This is a genomic window from Campylobacter subantarcticus LMG 24377 (assembly GCF_000816305.1).
Taxonomy (GTDB): Bacteria; Campylobacterota; Campylobacteria; order Campylobacterales; family Campylobacteraceae; genus Campylobacter_D; species Campylobacter_D subantarcticus.
Map to the genome: position 1 here is coordinate 879,190 of NZ_CP007773.1, position 19,105 is coordinate 898,294.

A 19,105-nucleotide genomic window follows, 5' to 3' on the forward strand; every position below is an offset into this window, starting at 1 on the left:
TGAAAGTATAAAAAGTAATTTTACTTAAAAATTACTTTTTATAAGCTTTATAATTTATTTTATATTTGTAATGTCTAAAAGTATTTGATAATTTTTCTCTTTGAAAGTATATAATAAATCATCACATTGGTATGATATTTCTTTTTTACAAGTTTTATCTTGCAAAGGTTCTTTTAAAATTTGTGATAAATGTTTTTTGATGAGTAACTTCATAGGTATTCCCATACCATGATTTAGATTTTTAATAAATTTTCCATCTATTTCTTTTTCATCTTTTATCATATGCAAACTAACATTAAAATTTAGATCTTTTAATACTTTAGCTAGCTCTTCTTTATCTTGTGGAGGAGCCAAATCAATATCAAATTTAGAATGATAAAAAACATATTTTGGTTTTGGATAAAGACTTTGAACTTTTAAATGATCTTTTACTAATATATCTCTAATCATTCTTCTAGCGTTGGAAAAATAATTTGGCGAAGAAGAATTGGAGGTCCAAAAGGTTTTATCAAAACCATATAAAATTAAATTGTGTGCAACACTAGGAGTTAAAAATCCATAATAATTTAGTATAATCAATCTCTTTACCAAAGCCTATAATTCTCCATAAATCACCTAATAAGGCATTAGATGAATTATCTATAACAACATCCACATTCCAAGGAGTTATTTTGGCGCATAAATTAGCTAAATATCCTCCCTAGAACCACCTACTAAAATAGTCTTTATACCCCCCCCCTCTCTCCGTAATTTTAAAAGGAGAATTTTTCTTTATATATAAAATAGCATTGATTATATCCATTGCTTGCATGATACCAAAATTTTGATATTCATTTTTAGTAGGTTGAAGGGTTATACTTAATTTTAAATTATAAGAATTATCTAATATCCATTTTGATTTTAAAATAGAAATTTGATTATCTGTATATTCTAAGCAACTATTAATTTCTTCAAAAGTATTAATTTGATTAGTATTGAAAGGTAGAGTGATATTTATAGATTTTAAGCTAGTATCTAAAATAAATTTATCAATATTATCAAAAAAATATTTAGCACCAATTTGAGGACGATTTCCTATACAATGATAATTCACACTTAAAACAGCTACATTATAATGCATTGCAAAATATTTCATATTAAAATTAAGCATAGGTTCGCTTATATCAGCTCCAAGACCCTGTATAATACAAACTAAAGCTTCTATTTCTTTACTATCATCATAAGTGATTCTATATTCTAACTTACTTTCTCTTTTTATATTTAATTCTACATCATCACAAGAATCTATGAAATAAGTTTCATTTTTAAGCATTTAAAAGCCTTTGTTAGTTTTAGATATATTTTATCAAATAATCTCTAAAATAAATTTATCATCTTTATCTTTAAAAGTAAAAACTTTATTTTTACAAGGATAAGATATGTTATCTTCTTTCATACTAAATGTCTTATCTTTTAATTTTTCAAGCATAATAGGTAATTCTTTATTAAATAAAGCCTTATCAGGAATTCCACAGCCATGAGTTAAATTTTTAATAAATTTACCATCTATATCTTTTTCATCTATTAGATGAAAATCTACTTCATAATCCAAGGCTTTTAAAATTTCTATCATTGAAATTTTATAATCAGCTGGAGTTAAGTCATCTTTTGCACTATGATAACTTGTATAGATGATGTTTTTGTTCTTTTGTGCTTGCAAAATCAAGTGATCTTTGTTCAACAAAGTTCTTATTAGGTAGTTTTCATCAGCAAAATAATAAGGTGAGTTTGGATTTTTGCGTGTCCAATGGGTTTTAATAGTGCTATAAATTATTATATTTTCATTACCAACTTTACAATCATAACTTTTTACTTCTTTTCCGATTACATAATTTAAAGGTGGCAAAGCAGCGCCTGAATTATCTATCACTCCATCTACATACCAAGGAGCTATTTTAGCACACATTAATGCTACTAAGCCACCGTATGACCCCCCCCCATAAATCTTAGGTAAAGATTTAAATTGAGGATAATTTTTCATTATATCTTTTAAAGCATTAATATGATCAATGGCAGGCATAATGGCAAAATTTTGATACTCATTATTGGGTGGGATAAAACTTCCATAAATATGTGCTTTATAATCTTGATTTAAAATTTTATTATTTTTTAAATTAGCAATGGTATGATATAAATAATCATAATGTATATGGGCATTATTAGTATCTAATTTACTTGATTGAATTTTGAAATTTTCCAAAACTTCTTTCAAAAAAGGTAAATCATCTTCCATAAAAGCAGTGGTTGCACTATACTTTTCCACATCAGATCTTCTTTGGCAAAAACAATGATAAAAAACATTTACAACTACTACATCAAATTTTTTAGCAATAAATTTTCGGTAACTTTCTAAAAAATGTATATTTGCATTAGCTCCATAACCACCTATGATAAAAACAATAGCTTTCATTTCTTTACTATCATCATAAGTGATTCTGTATTCTAACTTACTTTCTCTTTTTATATTTAATTCTACATCATCACAAGAGTCTATAAAATAAGTTTCATTTTTAAGCATGTTTTTCTTTCTTGATATTGTATTTTATATGATATTATAACTAATTAAAATGCGTTCAAAGAAAAAAGTATGAAATATATATTTAAATGCAATGATAAAAGATATTCTGATGTTGACTTAATAGAATCTTTTAAAAAACTTAGTATTGAAAAAGGTGATATTTTATGCGTACATAGTGAATTGATGAAATTTGGTCAACCATTACTTAATAGAAGTGATTTTTTACAAACTATTTTGGATTGTTTTTTTGAAGTTATAGGCAAAGAAGGTACTTTAATCATGCCTACTTTTACTTATAGTTTTTGTAAAAATGAAACTTATGATAATTTAAATTCAAAAAGCACTGTTGGCGTTTTAACAGAATATTTTCGCAAATGGGGGGGGGTAAAACGCACCAATGATCCTATATTTTCTTTTGCCATTAAAGGAGCTAAAGAAGAATTGTTTTTAAAAGACACTACAAGTTGTTTTGGAGAAAATTGTGTGTATGATGTTTTAGCTAAAGAAAATGGAAAACTAGTTTTATTTGGTTCTAAAATAGCTGGGTATACTTTTAGTCATTTCATAGAAGAAAAAGCTTATGTACCGTATAGGTATTTTAAGGACTTTAGTGGTAATATTATCACAGAAAATGGCAAAAAAATCAAAAAAAAGATTCAATATTATGTTAGAAAATTAGATCAAAATTCAGATTTAGATGTCGATAAGCAAGTGGCTATTTTAAAAAATAACAACAACTTTAATATATTAGCCTTTTCCAATGCTCATATCATAAGTATCAATATGAAAAGCTATTTAAAAACAACACTAGAGGCTTTAAAAGACAATCCTTATTGCCTATTGAAGGAGTAAAATGACAACCCACATCAATGATTTTTTACAAAAAAGCGTTGCTAAATTTGGAAGCAAAAATGCCTTTGTTGAGTTTAATGGCAAAAGTATAAGCTATAAAGACTTTGATAATTTAAGTAAAAAAATTGCAAGTAAAATTCTTTCTAAACTTCCTACAAAAAGCACACAAGAGCCTATATTAATCATACTTCCTAAAGGGATTGATTGTTTGCTTTCTTTTTTTGGTGTGGCAAAAAGCGGGAATTTTTATACGCTTTTAGATGAAAAAAGCCCCAAAGAGCGTGTAGAAAAAGTCATAGAAGTTTTAAAACCAAAGCTTTTAATCACTTCTAAAAAATTAAATTTGGATTTTAATCTTGATACTATTTTTACAGAAGATTTTGAAAACTTTGATATAAATGAAAATGCTTTAGAAAAAGCTCTAAATGCTCATATAGATACAAACTTACTTTATGTATTTTTTACAAGTGGAAGCACAGGAGTACCAAAAGGAGTAAGTATAAGCCATAAAAGTGTGATTGATTATACTTTTTGGGTGTGTGAGACTTTTAAACTAAGCCATGATGATATACTTGCGAATCAAGCACCGTTTTACTTTGATAATAGTATATTAGATATATTTAGCTCTGTTAAAATGGGCGCCACACTTCACATCATTCCTAATCATCTTTTTGCTTTTCCAAATAAAATTTTAGAGTATTTAGAACAAGAAAAAATTACCATGATTTTTTGGGTGCCTTCCGTGTTAATTTATTTTGCCAATACCAACGCTCTTGATACCTTCAAACTAGAATGTTTAAATAAAGTTCTCTTTTGTGGTGAAATCATGCCAAATAAACAACTCAACATTTGGCGTAAACACCTTCCTAGAACTTTATTTGCCAATCTTTATGGGCCTACTGAAATCACCGATGTATGTTCTTTTTACATAGTTGATAGGCAATTTAGCGATGGTGAACTTTTACCTATAGGTAAAGCTTGCAAAAACATCCAGCTTTTAGTTTTTGATGAGGATTTAAATTTAATTACTCCAAATCAAACAAGCATCAAAGGAGAGCTTTATATAAGAGGAACTTGTCTTTCTTTGGGGTATTACAATGATAAAGAAAAAACAAAGCAAGCTTTTGTGCAAAATCCTTTGCACGATAACTACTTAGACTTGCTTTATAAAACAGGTGATGTAGTAGCTTATAATAAATTTGGCGAGCTTTTATGCTATGGTAGAATAGATCATCAAATCAAATACATGGGTCATCGCATAGAACTTGGAGAGATAGAAAGTGTAATAAATTCTCACGAGAATGTAAGAAATTGCGCTTGTATTTTTAAAGAAGAAATTATTTGTTTTTATGAAAGCAAGGAAGAATTAGACCTTAAAAACTTTTTAAAAGACAAACTTCCTGCTTACATGATACCTAAGAAATTTATCAAAATAGAACAATTTACTTTAAATGCAAATGGAAAGATCGATAGGAGGGTTTTGAGTGAAATTTGTTAAATCTCTATCCTCAAATCACTCATAAAATCAATTTCACACCAATTTCCGTTGATTTCATAGCTTTTGCATTTTTATATTTATCAATAAAATTTTAAAAAACTTGTCATATACATATTTTTAAAATATTTTTCATCATAAAGTAAAGTCCTATCAAGCTCATCATAAGTTTAAAAATTTGAATAAACCTATGTATCGTCCTTGAATTTCATCATAACTTTTAGCACTTTTTCTACTACCAGCTAAGCCCGTAAGCCATATAACACCTGCAACCATTTAAAACTTTTCTAAGCTAATTAAAAAATAATATATTATCAAATTCTTATAAATTTCAATATTAATAAGATATAATAATCACTATTATTTTAAACAAAAAAGGATAAATATGCAAAATATTAAAAAATTTTTTATGAATATAGAAAGAACTGATATTGATGAAACAATGCAAAATTTAGTAAGTGAAGATATCATAGATAGTATCGATATCATGGCTTTAATAGCTGAAATCGAAAAACACTACGGAAAAAGCCTTAATGCTGAATTTATAAGTCCTGAAAATTTTGAAGATTTTCAAAGTATTAAAAATATGCTAGAAAAAGCTTATAATTAATAATACAATGCCAAAAATGGCATTGTATTATTCTTCCTTTAAAGATTGGATGATTTTATTTTTAGATATAATAATTTCTGCTATAAAATCAGCTATTTTATCCCAATCACTCTCTTTAGTTTGAGTTAAAGTTGGATTTTCTTTATACTCATCCCAATTAATCGGCTCAAATAAGCTTTTTCTGTGTGGAAAATACTTAGCTCTAACCCACTCAAGTGAAGGAGCATAATAATCAACATAAGCTTTTGCTATTTCTTTTTGTACTCTAAACTTCAATCTATCTTCATTAGCACCTTCGAAAATTTTTCTAGCTGTGTAAAGTAAAGAATTTATATTTTGTCCATGTAAATCTTTTTTTATAAGTCTTCCTTGAAGCTCCATACCCAAAAGATTAAAACTTTCATTCTTATTTTGTTTTAAGGAAAAAGTATCATCCCACTTTAAACCCAAATGATATGCAAAATCTTTAAGCAATGATCCACCAATATATTCTTCTTTTAGAAGTCTTACTATTAAGTTTTTTTCTCCAAACACTTCAATATGACTCTCACAAATCCATTTATAATCAAAGATATATTTTCTAGGATGTTCATCAGGTTTAAAATCAGCACTATAAAAACCCATATTGTTTTTAATGTCTTGAGAGCAATGAGAATTTAAATATCCAAGAGTATCTCTAAAATAAATTATTTCATAAATTTCATCAAAACCCAAAGCATTTAAAATGCTTTTAAGAATTTCTATATGTCTTTTAGTGGAAAAATCCCAAACTATCCCTTCTGCTGAAAAGATAAATTTTTTATCTTTATGAATTTTAGCTTCTATTTTAAAATTTTCAACAGCCTTAATTAAACGTTCATCTTCTAAGTCATCTAATGGATTTTGACTTAACTTATCTTTTTTAACAAGCTCTAAAACTATATCCACTAAAACCCAATGTCTATTTGCCATTCTAAGAGATTTTGGATAAATATATCCTTGCTGCAAAAACTTATCTTCATTTTGCATTAAAAATCCTTGTCTTTCTTGGTTGCCACTGTTGGTTGTTCCTATACTAATATATGCTGTCATTTTTTTCCTTTTCATATTTAAAAATCAATATCTAGTAATTTTATCAAAATCATATAATTTCCAATATAAATTTATCACCTTTATCTTTAAAAGTAAAAACTTTATTTTTGCAAGGATAAGATATGCTATTCTTTTTTATGGTAGTTTTTCTATCTTTTAATTTTTCAATCATAATAGGTAATTCTTTATTAAATAATGCCTTATCAGAAATCCCACCACCATGCGCTGAGTCTTTTATATATTTACCATCTATATTTTCTTCATCAATTATATTAAAATTAACTTGATAGCCTAAAAATTGATAAATTTGCAACAATTGACTTTTATGCTCAAAAGATACTAAAACATCTTTAGCGCTATGATAACTTGTGTAGATGATGTTTTTATTCTTTTGTGCTTGCAAAATCAAGTGATCTTTGTTTAATAAAGCCCTTATTAAGTAGTTTTCATCAGCAAAATAATAAGGTGAGTTTGGATTTTTACGTGTCCAATAAGTTTTTACTTGACAATGTACAATAGTATTTGGATCGTAAAATACACTATCTTCTTTATCAAATTCCTTTCCTAAAAAATATGTAAATGGAGGTAAAGCTCCACCTGAATTATCTATCACTCCATCTACATACCAAGGAGCTATTTTAGCACACATTAATGCTAAATAGCCACCATATGACCCCCCCCCATAAATCTTAGGTAAAGATTTAAATTGAGGATAGTTTTTTATAATATCTTTTAAAGCGTTAATATGATCAATTGCAGCCATGATACCATAGTTTTGATACTCATTATTAGGTGGGATGAAAGTAGCATTAAAATGTGCCCTATAAGGTTGAATTAACATCTTTTTATTTTTTAATTCACTTATGGTTCTATTTAAAAGCTCATAGTATTCCCAAGCAGTATAAATATTTAAAGCATTGGTATTAATATTAAATTGTTCTAATGCAAGTTTTAAGCTAGGTAAATCTTCTTCTATAAATGCAGTGGTTGCACTATATTTTTCAATATCTGATCTTCTTTGGCAAAAACAATGGTATAAAACACTTATCGCAACTACATCATGCTTTTGTGCTATTAATTTTCTATTGAAATCAACAAAAGCCATATGAGCATTAGCTCCATAACCACCTATGATAAAAACAATAGCTTTCATTTCTTTACTATCATCATAAGTGATTCTATATTCTAACTTACTTTCTCTTTTTATATTTAATTCTACATCATCACAAGAATCTATGAAATAAGTTTCATTTTTAAGCATTTAAAAGCCTTTGTTAGTTTTAGATATATTTTATCAAATAATCTCTAAAATAAATTTATCATCTTTATCTTTAAAAGTAAAAACTTTATTTTTACAAGGATAAGATATGTTATCTTCTTTCATACTAAATGTCTTATCTTTTAATTTTTCAAGCATAATAGGTAATTCTTTATTAAATAAAGCCTTATCAGGAATTCCACAGCCATGAGTTAAATTTTTAATAAATTTACCATCTATATCTTTTTCATCTATTAGATGAAAATCTACTTCATAATCCAAGGCTTTTAAAATTTCTATCATTGAAATTTTATAATCAGCTGGAGTTAAGTCATCTTTTGCACTATGATAACTTGTATAGATGATGTTTTTGTTCTTTTGTGCTTGCAAAATCAAGTGATCTTTGTTCAACAAAGTTCTTATTAGGTAGTTTTCATCAGCAAAATAATAAGGTGAGTTTGGATTTTTGCGTGTCCAATGGGTTTTAATAGTGCTATAAATTATTATATTTTCATTACCAACTTTACAATCATAACTTTTTACTTCTTTTCCGATTACATAATTTAAAGGTGGCAAAGCAGCGCCTGAATTATCTATCACTCCATCTACATACCAAGGAGCTATTTTAGCACACATTAATGCTACTAAGCCACCGTATGACCCCCCCCCATAAATCTTAGGTAAAGATTTAAATTGAGGATAATTTTTCATTATATCTTTTAAAGCATTAATATGATCAATGGCAGGCATAATGGCAAAATTTTGATACTCATTATTGGGTGGGATAAAAGTTACAGATAAATCAACTTTATAATCCCTATCCAATAAACCTTTATCTTTTAATACGGTCATTTTTTGATCAAGAATATGATAATATTTTTCTATGCTAGTTGTATTATTCAATATTTCAAAATCAATTTTAAATTCCCTAAAGGCTTTTTCAAATTTCCTTATATCATCTAGCAAAAAAGTCATTTCAGCACTATATTTCTCCACATCAGATCTTCTTTGGCAAAAACAATGATAAAAAACATTTACAACTACTACATCAAATTTTTTAGCAATAAATTTTCGATAGCTTTCTAAAAAATGTATATTTGCATTAGCTCCATAACCACCTATGATAAAAACAATAGCTTTCATTTCTTTACTATCATCATAAGTGATTCTATATTCTAACTTACTTTCTCTTTTTATATTTAATTCTACATCATCACAAGAGTCTATAAAATAAGTTTCATTTTTAAGCATTTAAAAGCCTTTGTTAGTTTTAGATATATTTTATCAAATAATCTCTAAAATAAATTTATCACCCTTGTCTTTAAAGGTAAAGACTTTATTTTTACAAGGATAGCTAACTTCATCTTCTTTGGGATTAAATTTTTTATCTTTTATTTTTTCAATCATTTTTGGTAGTTCCTTGTTAAAAAGGGCTTTATTACTCATTCTTAAACCATGATCTAAACTTTTTATAAATTTACCATCTATTTGAGTTTCATCTTCGATTAAATGCAAAGTAGCATCAAATCCTAAATTCTTATAAGTTTTAAAAAGTTTTATTTTATCTTCCACAGGAGCACCTTGATCTTTTGCGCTATGATAAGCTACATAAATAATATCTTTATTAAATTTGCTTTGTTCATATAAATGCTTAGAATTTAAAATAGCTCTAATTAGATAATTATCATCAGAAAAATAATATTTAGAATTTTCATTTCTTGTCCAAAACTTTTTTACATAACACATAATCATTACATTACTCTCATTAAAAGCAAATTCTCCTGTAGTAATTTCTCTACCTAAAACATGAGATAAATTTGGTAATGCCACTCCTGAATTATCTATCACTCCATCTACATACCAAGGAGCTATTTTAGCACACATTAATGCTAAATAGCCACCATATGACCCCCCCCCATAAATCTTAGGTAAAGATTTAAATTGAGGATAGTTTTTTATAATATCTTTTAAAGCGTTAATATGATCAATTGCAGCCATGATACCATAGTTTTGATACTCATTATTAGGTGGGATGAAATCACAAAATAATTGCGCTTTTAAATTTATATCTATAAGATTTTTGTCTTTGAATTCTTGAATTTTTGTATTTATCAAAGGGATGAAATCAAAAAAATTATTTTGATTTACAAAAACATTAACTCCTAGTTTAATTAGCGTATCTCTCATTATATTTATATCATCTTCATTTGGAACCATTTTAGGATTATATCCATCATTGATACTTTTCCTAGCACAAAAACAATGATAAAATACATCTACAACCACAACATCAAATTTTTCACATAAAAATTTCCTATCAAAATCCAAAAAAGCTATATTGGAATTTACCCCATAACCACCTATGATAAAAACAATAGCTTTCATTTCTTTAGTATCATCATAAGTGATTCTGTATTCTAACTTACTTTCTCTTTTTATATTTAATTCTACATCATCACAAGAGTCTATAAAATAGGTTTTATTTTTAAGCATTTAAAAGCCTTTTGGAAAATTTGATTAATTATATCATCAAAATTTTCCAAACAAACAAAAATCACCCAAAAGATCCACTTAAATATGCTTTTGTTTTTTCTTCTTTGGGATTTTCAAAAAACTCTTTACTTTCTCCAAATTCTATAAGCTCCCCTAAATGAAAAAATGCAGTATAATCAGCCACGCGCTTACCTTGTTGCATGTTATGTGTCACTATGATCATAGAAAGATTATGACTTAATTCTTTAATAAGTTCTTCTATTACACTTGAAGATATAGGATCAAGTGCGGAAGTTGGTTCATCTAAAAGTAATAATTTTGGCTTTATAGCCAAAGCTCTTGCGATACAAAGGCGTTGTTGTTGGCCACCTGAAAGTGCTAGAGCGTTTTGCTTTAATTTATCCTTTACTTCTTCAAAAAGACCCACTTTTTTAAGGCATTCTTCTACTAAAGCATCTTCTTCATCTTTATTTTTAATCATTCCATGGAGTTTTGGAGCATAAGAAATATTATCATAAATGCTTTTTACAAAAACATTAGGTTGTTGAAATACCATGCCAACTTTTTTTCTAAGCATAACTAAGTCTTGGTTTTTAACATCTTTTCCTTCGATCTCTACAAGACCATCGGTTTTAGCTATTTTGTCATTCATTCTATTAAAACAACGCAAAAATGTGGATTTTCCACAACCTGAAGCACCTATTAAAGCTGTGATTTTATTTTTTTGAATTTCCATATTAATATCAAATAAAGCTTGTTTTTTACCATAAAATAAATTAAGATTTGTTGTTTTTGCTATCATTTTAATTTTCCTTGAAAATATCTTCTTAAAAGTATTGCAGCTAAGTTTAATATTACCAATAAAAGCAAAAGCACTATAATCCCTGCTGCTGTTCTTTCTAAAAATGCACGCTCTGGCATAGCCGACCATGAAAAAATTTGAGCAGGCAAAACACTTGTTGGTGCAAAAACACTATTTGCCACATCAGGTATAAAAGCTATCATACCTATAATCATCAAAGGTGCAGTTTCACCAATAGCCCCTGCTAGAGTTAAAATAGATCCTGTTAAAATCATAGGCATTGCTAAAGGTAGCATAATGCCTTTTATCATTTGAACCTTAGTCATGCCTAAAGCATATGCAGCGTTTTTCATATTAATATCTACGCTTTTTAAAGCAGCTTTAGTTGAAACAATAATAATAGGTAAGCTCATAATAGCCAAAGTTAATCCTCCAACTAAAGCACTAGAACGAGGCATCCCAAAAAGATTAATAAACACCCCAAGTCCTAAAAGTCCAAATAAAATGCTAGGAATACTTGCTAGATTATTTATACATACTTCAATAAAATGCGTAAATACATTTTGCGGAGCAAATTCTTCCAAATAAATAGCTGCCCCAACTCCAATTGGCACACTTACTACCATACATACTATCATAACAAGCAAGGTTCCAACCACAGAAGCAAAAATTCCAGAATTTTCAGGCGACTTAGAATCTCCATTAAAAAAGAAATTTGTATTAAAGCTTAGCTTGATTTCTTGCTTTTGAGCTAATTCATCAACCAAAGTTTTTTGCTCATCACTTAGTTTATTATAGTTTTTTTTCATATATTGATCAACTTCAGAATTTGCTAAAAGCCAAGATTTTTCTTTGATTTGACCTGTTCTTATTTTTCTTTGCTCAGCGCGTGATAGAAGTTCATAAGAAGGGTTATTTCTATCAGCCTGGACATAAATATAAGTTTGCTTAAACGCTCCTATCCCAAGATACCCTACGCTTGATAAAAAAACAAAAAGAAAGATAAGATTGATATAAAGCCCCATTTTACAAAATCTTTTAAAATTTTTAGAAGCTTTTTTTCTTTGTTTAAAAAGTTTTTTCATAAATTTTTCCTTTTATGAAAGCGATTTATCAAATAAACGCTAAAAATATTAATGATTAAAGTGATGATAAAAAGCACAAGCCCTAAAGAAAATGCACTTAAAGCTAAAGAACTATCAAAAGCTTGATCACCGCTTAATGCTTCTACTATTTTGACAGTTACTGTTGTCATATCTTCTAAAAAATTCATTGTTAAATTTGGACGCAATGAAGCCGCCATAACAACTATCATTGTTTCTCCTAAAGCCCTTGAAAGTCCTAAAAGACAAGCTGCAACTATACCTGGCATTGCTTCTGGTAAAATTACTGCAAAAACAACTTCTTTTTTAGTCATACCTAAAGCATAAGCTCCGTTTATCCTTTTTAAACTTACAGCTTCAATGCAATCTTGCGAGAGCGAAGCTACTATAGGAGTTATCATAACACCCATTATAAAACCAGCTCCCAAAGCACTTTGAAAACTCGCTTTAATGCCCAAAAAAGAAAAAAACCACACTATAAAAGGTGCCACCACTATAGCTGCGAAAAATCCAAAAACTACAGTAGGAATTCCTGCTATGATTTCTAAAATAGGTTTTAAATAGTTTTTAGATTTTTTACCTGCAAATACTCCAAGATAAATCGCACACATTACACCTAAAGGTAAGGCTGTTAGCATTGCTATTAATGAAATATAAAAAGTTCCCCAAAATAAACTCAAAGCACCAAAAACCCCATGCTTGCTACTTCCATCAGCACCTACAAATGCAGCATCTGCTGCCCACTGACTTGAGAATAAAAAAGTAAATACGCTTTCTTTTTGAAAAAATTTTAAAGCCTCGATTAAAATTGTTAGCATAATAGCAAAGCTTACTACTACGCTAACAAAAGCACAAAGAAAAAGCATTAATTTTATTATTTTTTCTTTTATCAATTTTTCATCCTAAATCAAAAAACTCTTCCAGCTTTAACAAGCTCATCAGTTAATAAAGTTTTTTCTTTTATGTGTTTTTGGGTTGCTTTTAAGGTTTCTTCATCTAAAGGAACTAATCCTATTTTTTCTAATTCCGCTCCGCTTTTAGCTAAATCATCACTCATATAAATTTTTGCAAATTCAAATACTTCTGGATTTTTCTTAGCATTCATATATATAAACAAAGAACGAGCTAGTTTATATTTTCCTTCGGAAATATTCTTCTCATCAGCTTTTACACCATCAATATCAACTGCATTAATCTTATCATCATTACTAGCTAAAAATCCGTATCCAAAAAGCCCAAAAGCTTCTTTATCGATAGAAAGTTTTGAAACAATTAAATTATCGTTTTCTCCACTTGGTATAAAAACTCCATCTTGGCGTATAGTTTTATATGCACCTTGATATTCTGGAATTTTTTTAGAAATGTCTACCATTACAAGTTCTTCTATACTATCTCTTGTTCCTGAGCTTGATGGAGGACCATAGATGGTAATTTTTCTATTTGGTAAATTTTTATTGATTTGTTGCCAATTTGTATAAGGATTTGGGATTAATTTCCCATCTTGTGGAATTTCTTTAGCTAAAGCTAAAAATAACTCATGTAAGCTTATATTTAATGGAGCATTGATTTTATTTTGAGCTAAAACTATGCCATCATAGCCTATCATAATCCCGACTATATCACTCACACCTGATTTTTTACAAGTTTCAAATTCACTTGGCTTGATTGCTCTTGAAGCATTAGAAATATCAGTAATTCCCTCGCAAAACACTTTAAAACCACCGCCTGTGCCAAGACTTTCAACTATAGGTGTTTTTGTATTTTTTATAGAAGCATACTCTTCAGCAACAAAAGAAGTAAAAGGATAGACAGTAGATGAACCTGTTATTTTTAATTCTGCTGCGTTTAAACTAACAAAGGTAGCCACACTTAAAGCCAAAAGTTTTTTCATTTTTTCTCCTTGTTTTAAAAAAAAGTAATGAAAATTTAAAAAAACTTGGAAACATTTTGGATACATGTATTTTTTGATATAATTTTGTATGCTAAATGTTATTTTGATAGAAGATGATAAAGATTTAAATGAGTTAATTAGTTTAAGACTTAGTCAAGAAAATATAAAAATTTATAATTATTTTGATTTTTTTGACTTAGAAACCTTTCTAGATACAAATGAAATAGACTTAATCATCATGGATAGAAATTTACCAAGTGGCGATAGTGTAGAGATGATAAAACAATTAAGAAAAAAAGGTTATATGGAGCCTGTGATTTTTCTTAGTGCAAAGACTTTACAAAAAGATATTTTAGAAGGTTTTGAGCAAGGCTGCGATGATTATATATGCAAACCTTTTGATTTTAATGAACTTTTATTTAGAATCAAAGCCGTAACTAAAAGAAATAAAACTCCAAAAGAACAAATTTCTTATCAAGATTTTACTTTATATATAGAAGAAAGAAAATTAATTTATCAAACAAATACATTTGAAAATTTATCAACCCTAGATGTAGAATTACTCAAGTGTTTTTTTAATCACAAAAATCAACTTCTAAGCCGTCAATTTTTAAGTGAGCAAGTATGGAAAAATGACACAACAAGCGATAAGACAATCAATACGGCTATTTTAAGATTAAAACAAAAAATTCCACAAATTAAAGAAAATATCATTTCAGTGCGCTCGGTGGGTTATAAATTGTGTTAAAAATCAGAAATTTTTTTGCTTTATTTTTTATATGTTTTTGTATATTTTTTATAGGATTGTTTTATTTTGTTAATGAGCAATATATAAACAACACTATAAAAAGCACTTATGAGCAAAAATTAAAAACCTTGAATGATACATTAAAATTTAGCATTATAAAAACACTCAATACAAACAACATTCAAGAATTTTCTCAACAAACAAGAGCAGATTTTATCATCAAAAAAGATGGAAAAACCATCTCATCTTTAGATGATTTTGATTTCTTTAAAAAACAATTTAACGCAGATTTTACACATGAATTTTTTAATAATAAAGAAATTTATTATAAAGCTTATCAATATGAAGGATATAAATACATCATCATTGTTTATCCAAAAATAAACGCAAAAATACAAGATTTTTGGATAAAAAATATTTTGATTTTTTTACTTTTTTTAGCAGTATTAACTGCAATATATATTTTTATATTTAACTTTTTTAAAAAATACTTTCAAGAATTACTTTTGTTTATTAAAAATATAAAGAGTCAATCAGAATTTCATTTTACAAAGAACTTTTTTTATGATTTAAATTCTTTAAATTTAAGATTATTAAAAATAAAAAAATTATTTTATGAGAAAGAATTACAAAATAAAAAACAAGCCAAAAAAATTAAAATGAAAAACACTCAACTTTCAAATTTAATCAGCGCTATTTCACATGAGTTAAAAAATCCTTTAAGTGTTATAAATTTAAGTTTGCAATCTTTAGAAAAAGAACATAATGATGAAACTATGAGAAAATTTATGCTTGAAAAAATTCACAAGCAAAGCGTAAAAATCAACCAACTAACACACAAACTAAATTTTGTTTTTAATTTAAATATCATATCTTTAAATGAAGAAAATTTTGATTTATATGCTTTAAGTAAAAATATTGTTGAAAATTTTAATGAAAGCAGGATTAAAATTCAAGGAGAGCAAACTTTCATAAAAGCAGATTCTTTTCTCATTGAGCAAGTTATTATTAATCTCATTAGCAATGCACTAAAATATAGTCAAAAAGATATTTTTATTGAAGTTAAAAACCAAGAATTTATTATACAAGATCAAGGCATAGGCATAGAGGAAAAATACTTAAAATTAATCACAAAAAAATTTTATAAAATCAATACTAGCCAAAACAATTCTTTTGGACTAGGATTGTTTTTAGTTAAAAAAATACTCACTTTACACAAAAGTTCTTTAAAAATTCAATCTAGCCCACAAAAAGGTAGCATATTTTCTTTTAGTATTGGCTAATCACTCTCTCAAAAAGCCATATTCATAAATTTTTGGCTCGATTTTTTTAGCTAAAACATCCAAAGCTAAATTCAAATCACTAAGTAAAATTTTATAATGCTCATCTTTTGCTTTGCTAGGTATGTTCATCTTGCTTTTTTCATTTCTACCTTGAAAAAATTCTTTTATATCATACAAAGAAGCATTTACTAAATACCCTGCCTTTTCTTTATGTGTGTGATAATACTTAAAAAGCTCTTTGCCTGCTTTTAAAAGTTCTTTTGCTTCATTAGAAAATTCCACCTTGTCTAATGTATCATCAAATAAAACATCTTCGTTTTTTATCTTGCCATTTATAAATTTATACATAAAATCACTCTTAAATGCTTCTTGGGTAATGCCTAATTCTTTCTCACTAAAAGGTATGAAGTGATTTACACCTTCTTTTGCGCTAATTTTATTTTGTCCATGAAAAAGTATAAAAGCCAAACAATCACTTTGAAATTCTTTGTCGTTTTGATATGCTTTGTTTGGGTATAAAAACTGATCTCTATTATTTAGCCAAGTAGCTTTTATAGCATGGCGTACTGAAAAATAAACTGCGGTATCAATAAGGTTTTTTTGATTTATATTTTGAAAAATTAAATGCGCCGTCCCTTTCTGATTTAAAATTGCAACATGGTTATTTTGTTGAAAATCAGGTGCATCGGTCATCAATACACCTATTCCATTATCTTTAATATTAAATTTTCTAAGCCATTTATTTATACTTTCTTTTTTATCGTTATAAAAATTTTTCTTACCTAAAAAATTTCCATTTTCATTAAACATATCAAGCTTTACTTTTTTAAGCTCATCTTTTTGGCTCATATCCCATATCAAAAACCCTATAGGAAATTTTCCATTTACATTATCAAAAGTATAAGAAGGTGCTATGAAGCCTTTTAAAAATTTAGCCTTAAAAGTTTCTCTAAAATCATCAAAATTAGAACTATTTACATATTTTAAAGTAGAAAAAGTAGCTAGCATAGCTCCATCAATCTCACAATATATTCTTATATAAAATTGTGTAAAAAGTTCGTTGTTAGCTTTACCTAAGATATTTTTGTATTTTTCACAAATTCTATTTTCTCTTGCTACTTTTGCCTTGTGAATACCTGTTTTTGTAGCAGTTTTTGAATTTCCTGCTTCTGCATAAGGTGGATTTATAAAAATGATGAGTTTTTTGCGTTTGTTTTCATCTTTTAAAATTTCTTGTAAATTTGAAGGTAGTTTTGATTTATAAATAACATTGCCTTTATCATCTACTTTATCAAAAAATTCATCATTTAAAAAGTCAAATTGAAAAACATGATTTTCAAATAAATTTGCACCATTTTTTATACGCTCATGTATCACATCAACATCTGCTTTATCTATAGTAGAGCAAAAAATATTTTTTGCATTTGTGAAATTTGCTAGTAAATTTCCTGTCCCACCAGCACAGTCCCATATATAGTATTTCTCTTCATAGTCTTTGCCTAAAGCCTTTGATAAATACTCACAAGCCTTATCCACCCAAATTCTTGGAGTAAAAAACGCCCCTTTTCTTTCTCTAATGTCTTGATCTACAAGCAAATCCCTACGCTCTATCATATAATCCCAAAATTCCTCCAAAGGCGGACGCTCATAAATAGCCCAAAAATCTTTATGTGCTTTTTGATTGTCTTTAAAGCCCGTTTTTTCTGTAGCGATAGAGCCTAGATCCGTCTTTTTGGCATTAAATTCATAATGATCTTTTTTCAAGATAGCAAAAAGCTTTTCTACTATGGTTTGATTTTCATTTGAGAGTAAATCAGCTAGGTAAAAGTCCGCATCGATAATGCCGTTTTTCTTTGCTAAATCCCAATCTATACTTATGCTTTCTTTTACGCTTTTGCTCCATTTGTGATATATGCTTACAAAGTTGTTTTTGTCGATTTTAAATTTGCTTATGTTTTCGTTTGTTAAATTTTCTTTTATGAAATTTTTTAATTCCTTATCATTTTTTTCATAGTAAAAAATCAAAGCTTCGTTTAAAATTTCATCTAATTCTTTTAAAAGTTTTAAAAACTGCTCACTTGTGTGTTTGCTAGCTGCTACACCCCAAACCCTATCATTTTGATAAAAAATTTCTTGAATTTTATAATAAGGTAAAAATGCGATTTTTTCAGCATCAAATGCACCTATTAAAGCAGGTGTTTGCATGGTATGAAAACTTCCATTTTTTATAGTCATAATGAGTTGAACAAATGATTTTTTAATATCACTTATGCCTTGCTTAGCTTCAGCCCAAAATAAATTAATCTCGCCTAAATCTTTGTGCTTTTGCGTGATAATAAAATCTATCTTAGAACCAACTATAGAAAATTTTGAAAAATACGCTTCACGCACTTTGTTTTTTAAAGTTTCTTCATCTACTTTTAACCATTCTTGCATTTTTAACCTTTGATAATAAATAAACTTGCAATTTTAAACAAAAGAATATTATTTTTCAATTATTTTTTATTTCTATTATAGATTAAAATACCATATTTTAAATCATTAATATAAATTTTTATTGGTATTATAATCGTTCAATATTCCACCTATACTTGATAAAACAAGTAACTATAGCCATGCAACTATACAAGCTCTTTGGATGAAAGCATTTAATGCGATAGTTAAAGCAAAAAAATATTTATATTTATAGTTTTTCTTTTCCCTTAAGTGACTTATCCATAGTTTATCTTTTTCAAAAAGCATTACAATTGAATAAAAATAATTACATAATATATAATAAATCAAAAAAGAAACCTAAACAGTAAAAAGAAAAGATATGTTAATATATTTGGAGAAAATAAATATAATTTTAAATTTTGTTGTGAAGATAATTTAAAAATTTACGAAATATTTATTTCAATTATATAAAGAAAATTCAGACAAAGGGATGGAAAAATTATTAA

The 19,105-nt window shown here is 27.3% G+C and carries 16 protein-coding genes and 2 pseudogenes; 5 read left to right on the forward strand and 13 right to left on the reverse strand.

Annotated elements, in window-relative coordinates; genetic code table 11:
- Window positions 1-54 precede the first annotated feature (54 nt).
- From CSUB8523_RS10615 to CSUB8523_RS04670, 3 genes and pseudogenes are all read right to left on the reverse strand, one after another.
- A complete protein-coding gene (locus tag CSUB8523_RS10615) occupies window positions 55-591 on the reverse strand; it encodes a DUF2920 family protein (RefSeq protein ID WP_187759242.1) in 537 nt (178 codons plus the stop codon).
- Window positions 542-1,312, reverse strand: a pseudogene (locus CSUB8523_RS10620) (DUF2920 family protein). Before CSUB8523_RS10620 ends, CSUB8523_RS10615 begins: the two are co-directional and overlap by 50 nt.
- Window positions 1,313-1,345: 33 nt before the next feature.
- Window positions 1,346-2,557 carry a DUF2920 family protein gene (locus CSUB8523_RS04670; protein ID WP_043019778.1) on the reverse strand — a complete coding sequence of 404 codons (1,212 nt, stop codon included), beginning with the start codon at window positions 2,555-2,557 and terminating at the stop codon, window positions 1,346-1,348.
- A 69-nt stretch (window positions 2,558-2,626) separates the two neighbouring features.
- On the opposite strand from CSUB8523_RS04670, the gene CSUB8523_RS04675 reads away from it, so the two are divergent.
- Together CSUB8523_RS04675 and CSUB8523_RS04680 are read left to right on the forward strand one after the other, a co-directional pair.
- The gene (locus CSUB8523_RS04675; RefSeq protein WP_043019779.1) at window positions 2,627-3,409 is read left to right on the forward strand and encodes an AAC(3) family N-acetyltransferase; all 783 of its coding nucleotides are present in this window, start codon (window positions 2,627-2,629) and stop codon (window positions 3,407-3,409) included.
- A gap of 1 nt (window position 3,410) precedes the next feature.
- Complete coding sequence (locus CSUB8523_RS04680) at window positions 3,411-4,907, forward strand: amino acid adenylation domain-containing protein (RefSeq protein ID WP_043019780.1); 1,497 nt, start codon at window positions 3,411-3,413, stop codon at window positions 4,905-4,907.
- Here the strand turns inward: CSUB8523_RS04680 and CSUB8523_RS09930 are convergent.
- A pseudogene (locus CSUB8523_RS09930) lies at window positions 4,904-5,135 on the reverse strand (sugar nucleotidyltransferase); the annotation flags it as partial. The gene CSUB8523_RS04680 and the pseudogene CSUB8523_RS09930 overlap by 4 nt on opposite strands.
- 154 nt (window positions 5,136-5,289) lie before the next feature.
- Between CSUB8523_RS09930 and CSUB8523_RS04685 the strand changes: the two are divergent.
- Window positions 5,290-5,514, forward strand: coding sequence for an acyl carrier protein (locus CSUB8523_RS04685; protein ID WP_039663731.1), 225 nt, complete (start codon window positions 5,290-5,292; stop codon window positions 5,512-5,514).
- A gap of 27 nt (window positions 5,515-5,541) precedes the next feature.
- On the opposite strand, the gene CSUB8523_RS04690 is transcribed toward CSUB8523_RS04685, so the two are convergent.
- From CSUB8523_RS04690 to CSUB8523_RS04725, 8 genes are all read right to left on the reverse strand, one after another.
- Window positions 5,542-6,585: a hypothetical protein gene (locus CSUB8523_RS04690; protein WP_043019781.1), complete on the reverse strand. Its 1,044-nt coding sequence runs from the start codon at window positions 6,583-6,585 to the stop codon at window positions 5,542-5,544.
- A 49-nt stretch (window positions 6,586-6,634) separates the two neighbouring features.
- Window positions 6,635-7,846 carry a DUF2920 family protein gene (locus CSUB8523_RS04695; RefSeq protein ID WP_043019782.1) on the reverse strand — a complete coding sequence of 404 codons (1,212 nt, stop codon included), beginning with the start codon at window positions 7,844-7,846 and terminating at the stop codon, window positions 6,635-6,637.
- 33 nt (window positions 7,847-7,879) lie between these two features.
- Window positions 7,880-9,094 carry a DUF2920 family protein gene (locus CSUB8523_RS04700; protein ID WP_043019783.1) on the reverse strand — a complete coding sequence of 405 codons (1,215 nt, stop codon included), beginning with the start codon at window positions 9,092-9,094 and terminating at the stop codon, window positions 7,880-7,882.
- A gap of 33 nt (window positions 9,095-9,127) precedes the next feature.
- Entirely contained in the window at window positions 9,128-10,336 is a 1,209-nt protein-coding gene (locus CSUB8523_RS04705; protein WP_043019784.1) for a DUF2920 family protein, read from the reverse strand.
- Between the two features lie 61 nt (window positions 10,337-10,397).
- Window positions 10,398-11,138, reverse strand: a complete 741-nt coding sequence (gene pstB, locus CSUB8523_RS04710) for a phosphate ABC transporter ATP-binding protein PstB (protein WP_043019785.1) — start codon at window positions 11,136-11,138, stop codon at window positions 10,398-10,400.
- Window positions 11,135-12,223, reverse strand: a complete 1,089-nt coding sequence (gene pstA / locus CSUB8523_RS04715; protein ID WP_039663745.1) for a phosphate ABC transporter permease PstA — start codon at window positions 12,221-12,223, stop codon at window positions 11,135-11,137. The genes pstB and pstA overlap by 4 nt, the downstream gene beginning before the upstream one ends.
- Complete coding sequence (gene pstC / locus CSUB8523_RS04720) at window positions 12,220-13,134, reverse strand: phosphate ABC transporter permease subunit PstC (protein ID WP_043019786.1); 915 nt, start codon at window positions 13,132-13,134, stop codon at window positions 12,220-12,222. The genes pstA and pstC overlap by 4 nt, the downstream gene beginning before the upstream one ends.
- Before the next feature lie 14 nt (window positions 13,135-13,148).
- On the reverse strand, window positions 13,149-14,132 hold the full coding sequence (locus tag CSUB8523_RS04725; RefSeq protein ID WP_043019787.1) for a substrate-binding domain-containing protein: 984 nt from the start codon (window positions 14,130-14,132) through the stop codon (window positions 13,149-13,151).
- Between the two features lie 88 nt (window positions 14,133-14,220).
- On the opposite strand from CSUB8523_RS04725, the gene CSUB8523_RS04730 reads away from it, so the two are divergent.
- Both CSUB8523_RS04730 and CSUB8523_RS04735 read left to right on the forward strand, forming a co-directional pair.
- Window positions 14,221-14,880 carry a response regulator transcription factor gene (locus CSUB8523_RS04730; protein WP_043019788.1) on the forward strand — a complete coding sequence of 220 codons (660 nt, stop codon included), beginning with the start codon at window positions 14,221-14,223 and terminating at the stop codon, window positions 14,878-14,880.
- Entirely contained in the window at window positions 14,874-16,163 is a 1,290-nt protein-coding gene (locus CSUB8523_RS04735) for a sensor histidine kinase (protein WP_043019789.1), read from the forward strand. The genes CSUB8523_RS04730 and CSUB8523_RS04735 overlap by 7 nt, the downstream gene beginning before the upstream one ends.
- Here the strand turns inward: CSUB8523_RS04735 and CSUB8523_RS04740 are convergent, their stop codons facing one another.
- Window positions 16,164-18,599 (reverse strand): hypothetical protein, encoded by a 2,436-nt coding sequence (locus CSUB8523_RS04740; protein WP_043019790.1) that lies wholly within the window; start codon window positions 18,597-18,599, stop codon window positions 16,164-16,166.
- Window positions 18,600-19,105 lie beyond the last annotated feature (506 nt).

Coding starts and splice junctions, on each gene's coding strand:
- CSUB8523_RS04730 (WP_043019788.1), top strand. CDS start 14,221: ATGCTAAATGTTATTTTGATAGAAGATGATAAAGATTTAAATGAGTTA.
- CSUB8523_RS04675 (WP_043019779.1), top strand. CDS start 2,627: ATGAAATATATATTTAAATGCAATGATAAAAGATATTCTGATGTTGAC.
- pstB (WP_043019785.1), bottom strand. CDS start 11,138: ATGATAGCAAAAACAACAAATCTTAATTTATTTTATGGTAAAAAACAA.
- CSUB8523_RS04705 (WP_043019784.1), bottom strand. CDS start 10,336: ATGCTTAAAAATAAAACCTATTTTATAGACTCTTGTGATGATGTAGAA.
- CSUB8523_RS04690 (WP_043019781.1), bottom strand. CDS start 6,585: ATGACAGCATATATTAGTATAGGAACAACCAACAGTGGCAACCAAGAA.
- CSUB8523_RS04740 (WP_043019790.1), bottom strand. CDS start 18,599: ATGCAAGAATGGTTAAAAGTAGATGAAGAAACTTTAAAAAACAAAGTG.
- CSUB8523_RS04700 (WP_043019783.1), bottom strand. CDS start 9,094: ATGCTTAAAAATGAAACTTATTTTATAGACTCTTGTGATGATGTAGAA.
- CSUB8523_RS04680 (WP_043019780.1), top strand. CDS start 3,411: ATGACAACCCACATCAATGATTTTTTACAAAAAAGCGTTGCTAAATTT.
- CSUB8523_RS04670 (WP_043019778.1), bottom strand. CDS start 2,557: ATGCTTAAAAATGAAACTTATTTTATAGACTCTTGTGATGATGTAGAA.
- CSUB8523_RS04695 (WP_043019782.1), bottom strand. CDS start 7,846: ATGCTTAAAAATGAAACTTATTTCATAGATTCTTGTGATGATGTAGAA.
- CSUB8523_RS04685 (WP_039663731.1), top strand. CDS start 5,290: ATGCAAAATATTAAAAAATTTTTTATGAATATAGAAAGAACTGATATT.
- CSUB8523_RS04725 (WP_043019787.1), bottom strand. CDS start 14,132: ATGAAAAAACTTTTGGCTTTAAGTGTGGCTACCTTTGTTAGTTTAAAC.
- pstA (WP_039663745.1), bottom strand. CDS start 12,223: ATGAAAAAACTTTTTAAACAAAGAAAAAAAGCTTCTAAAAATTTTAAA.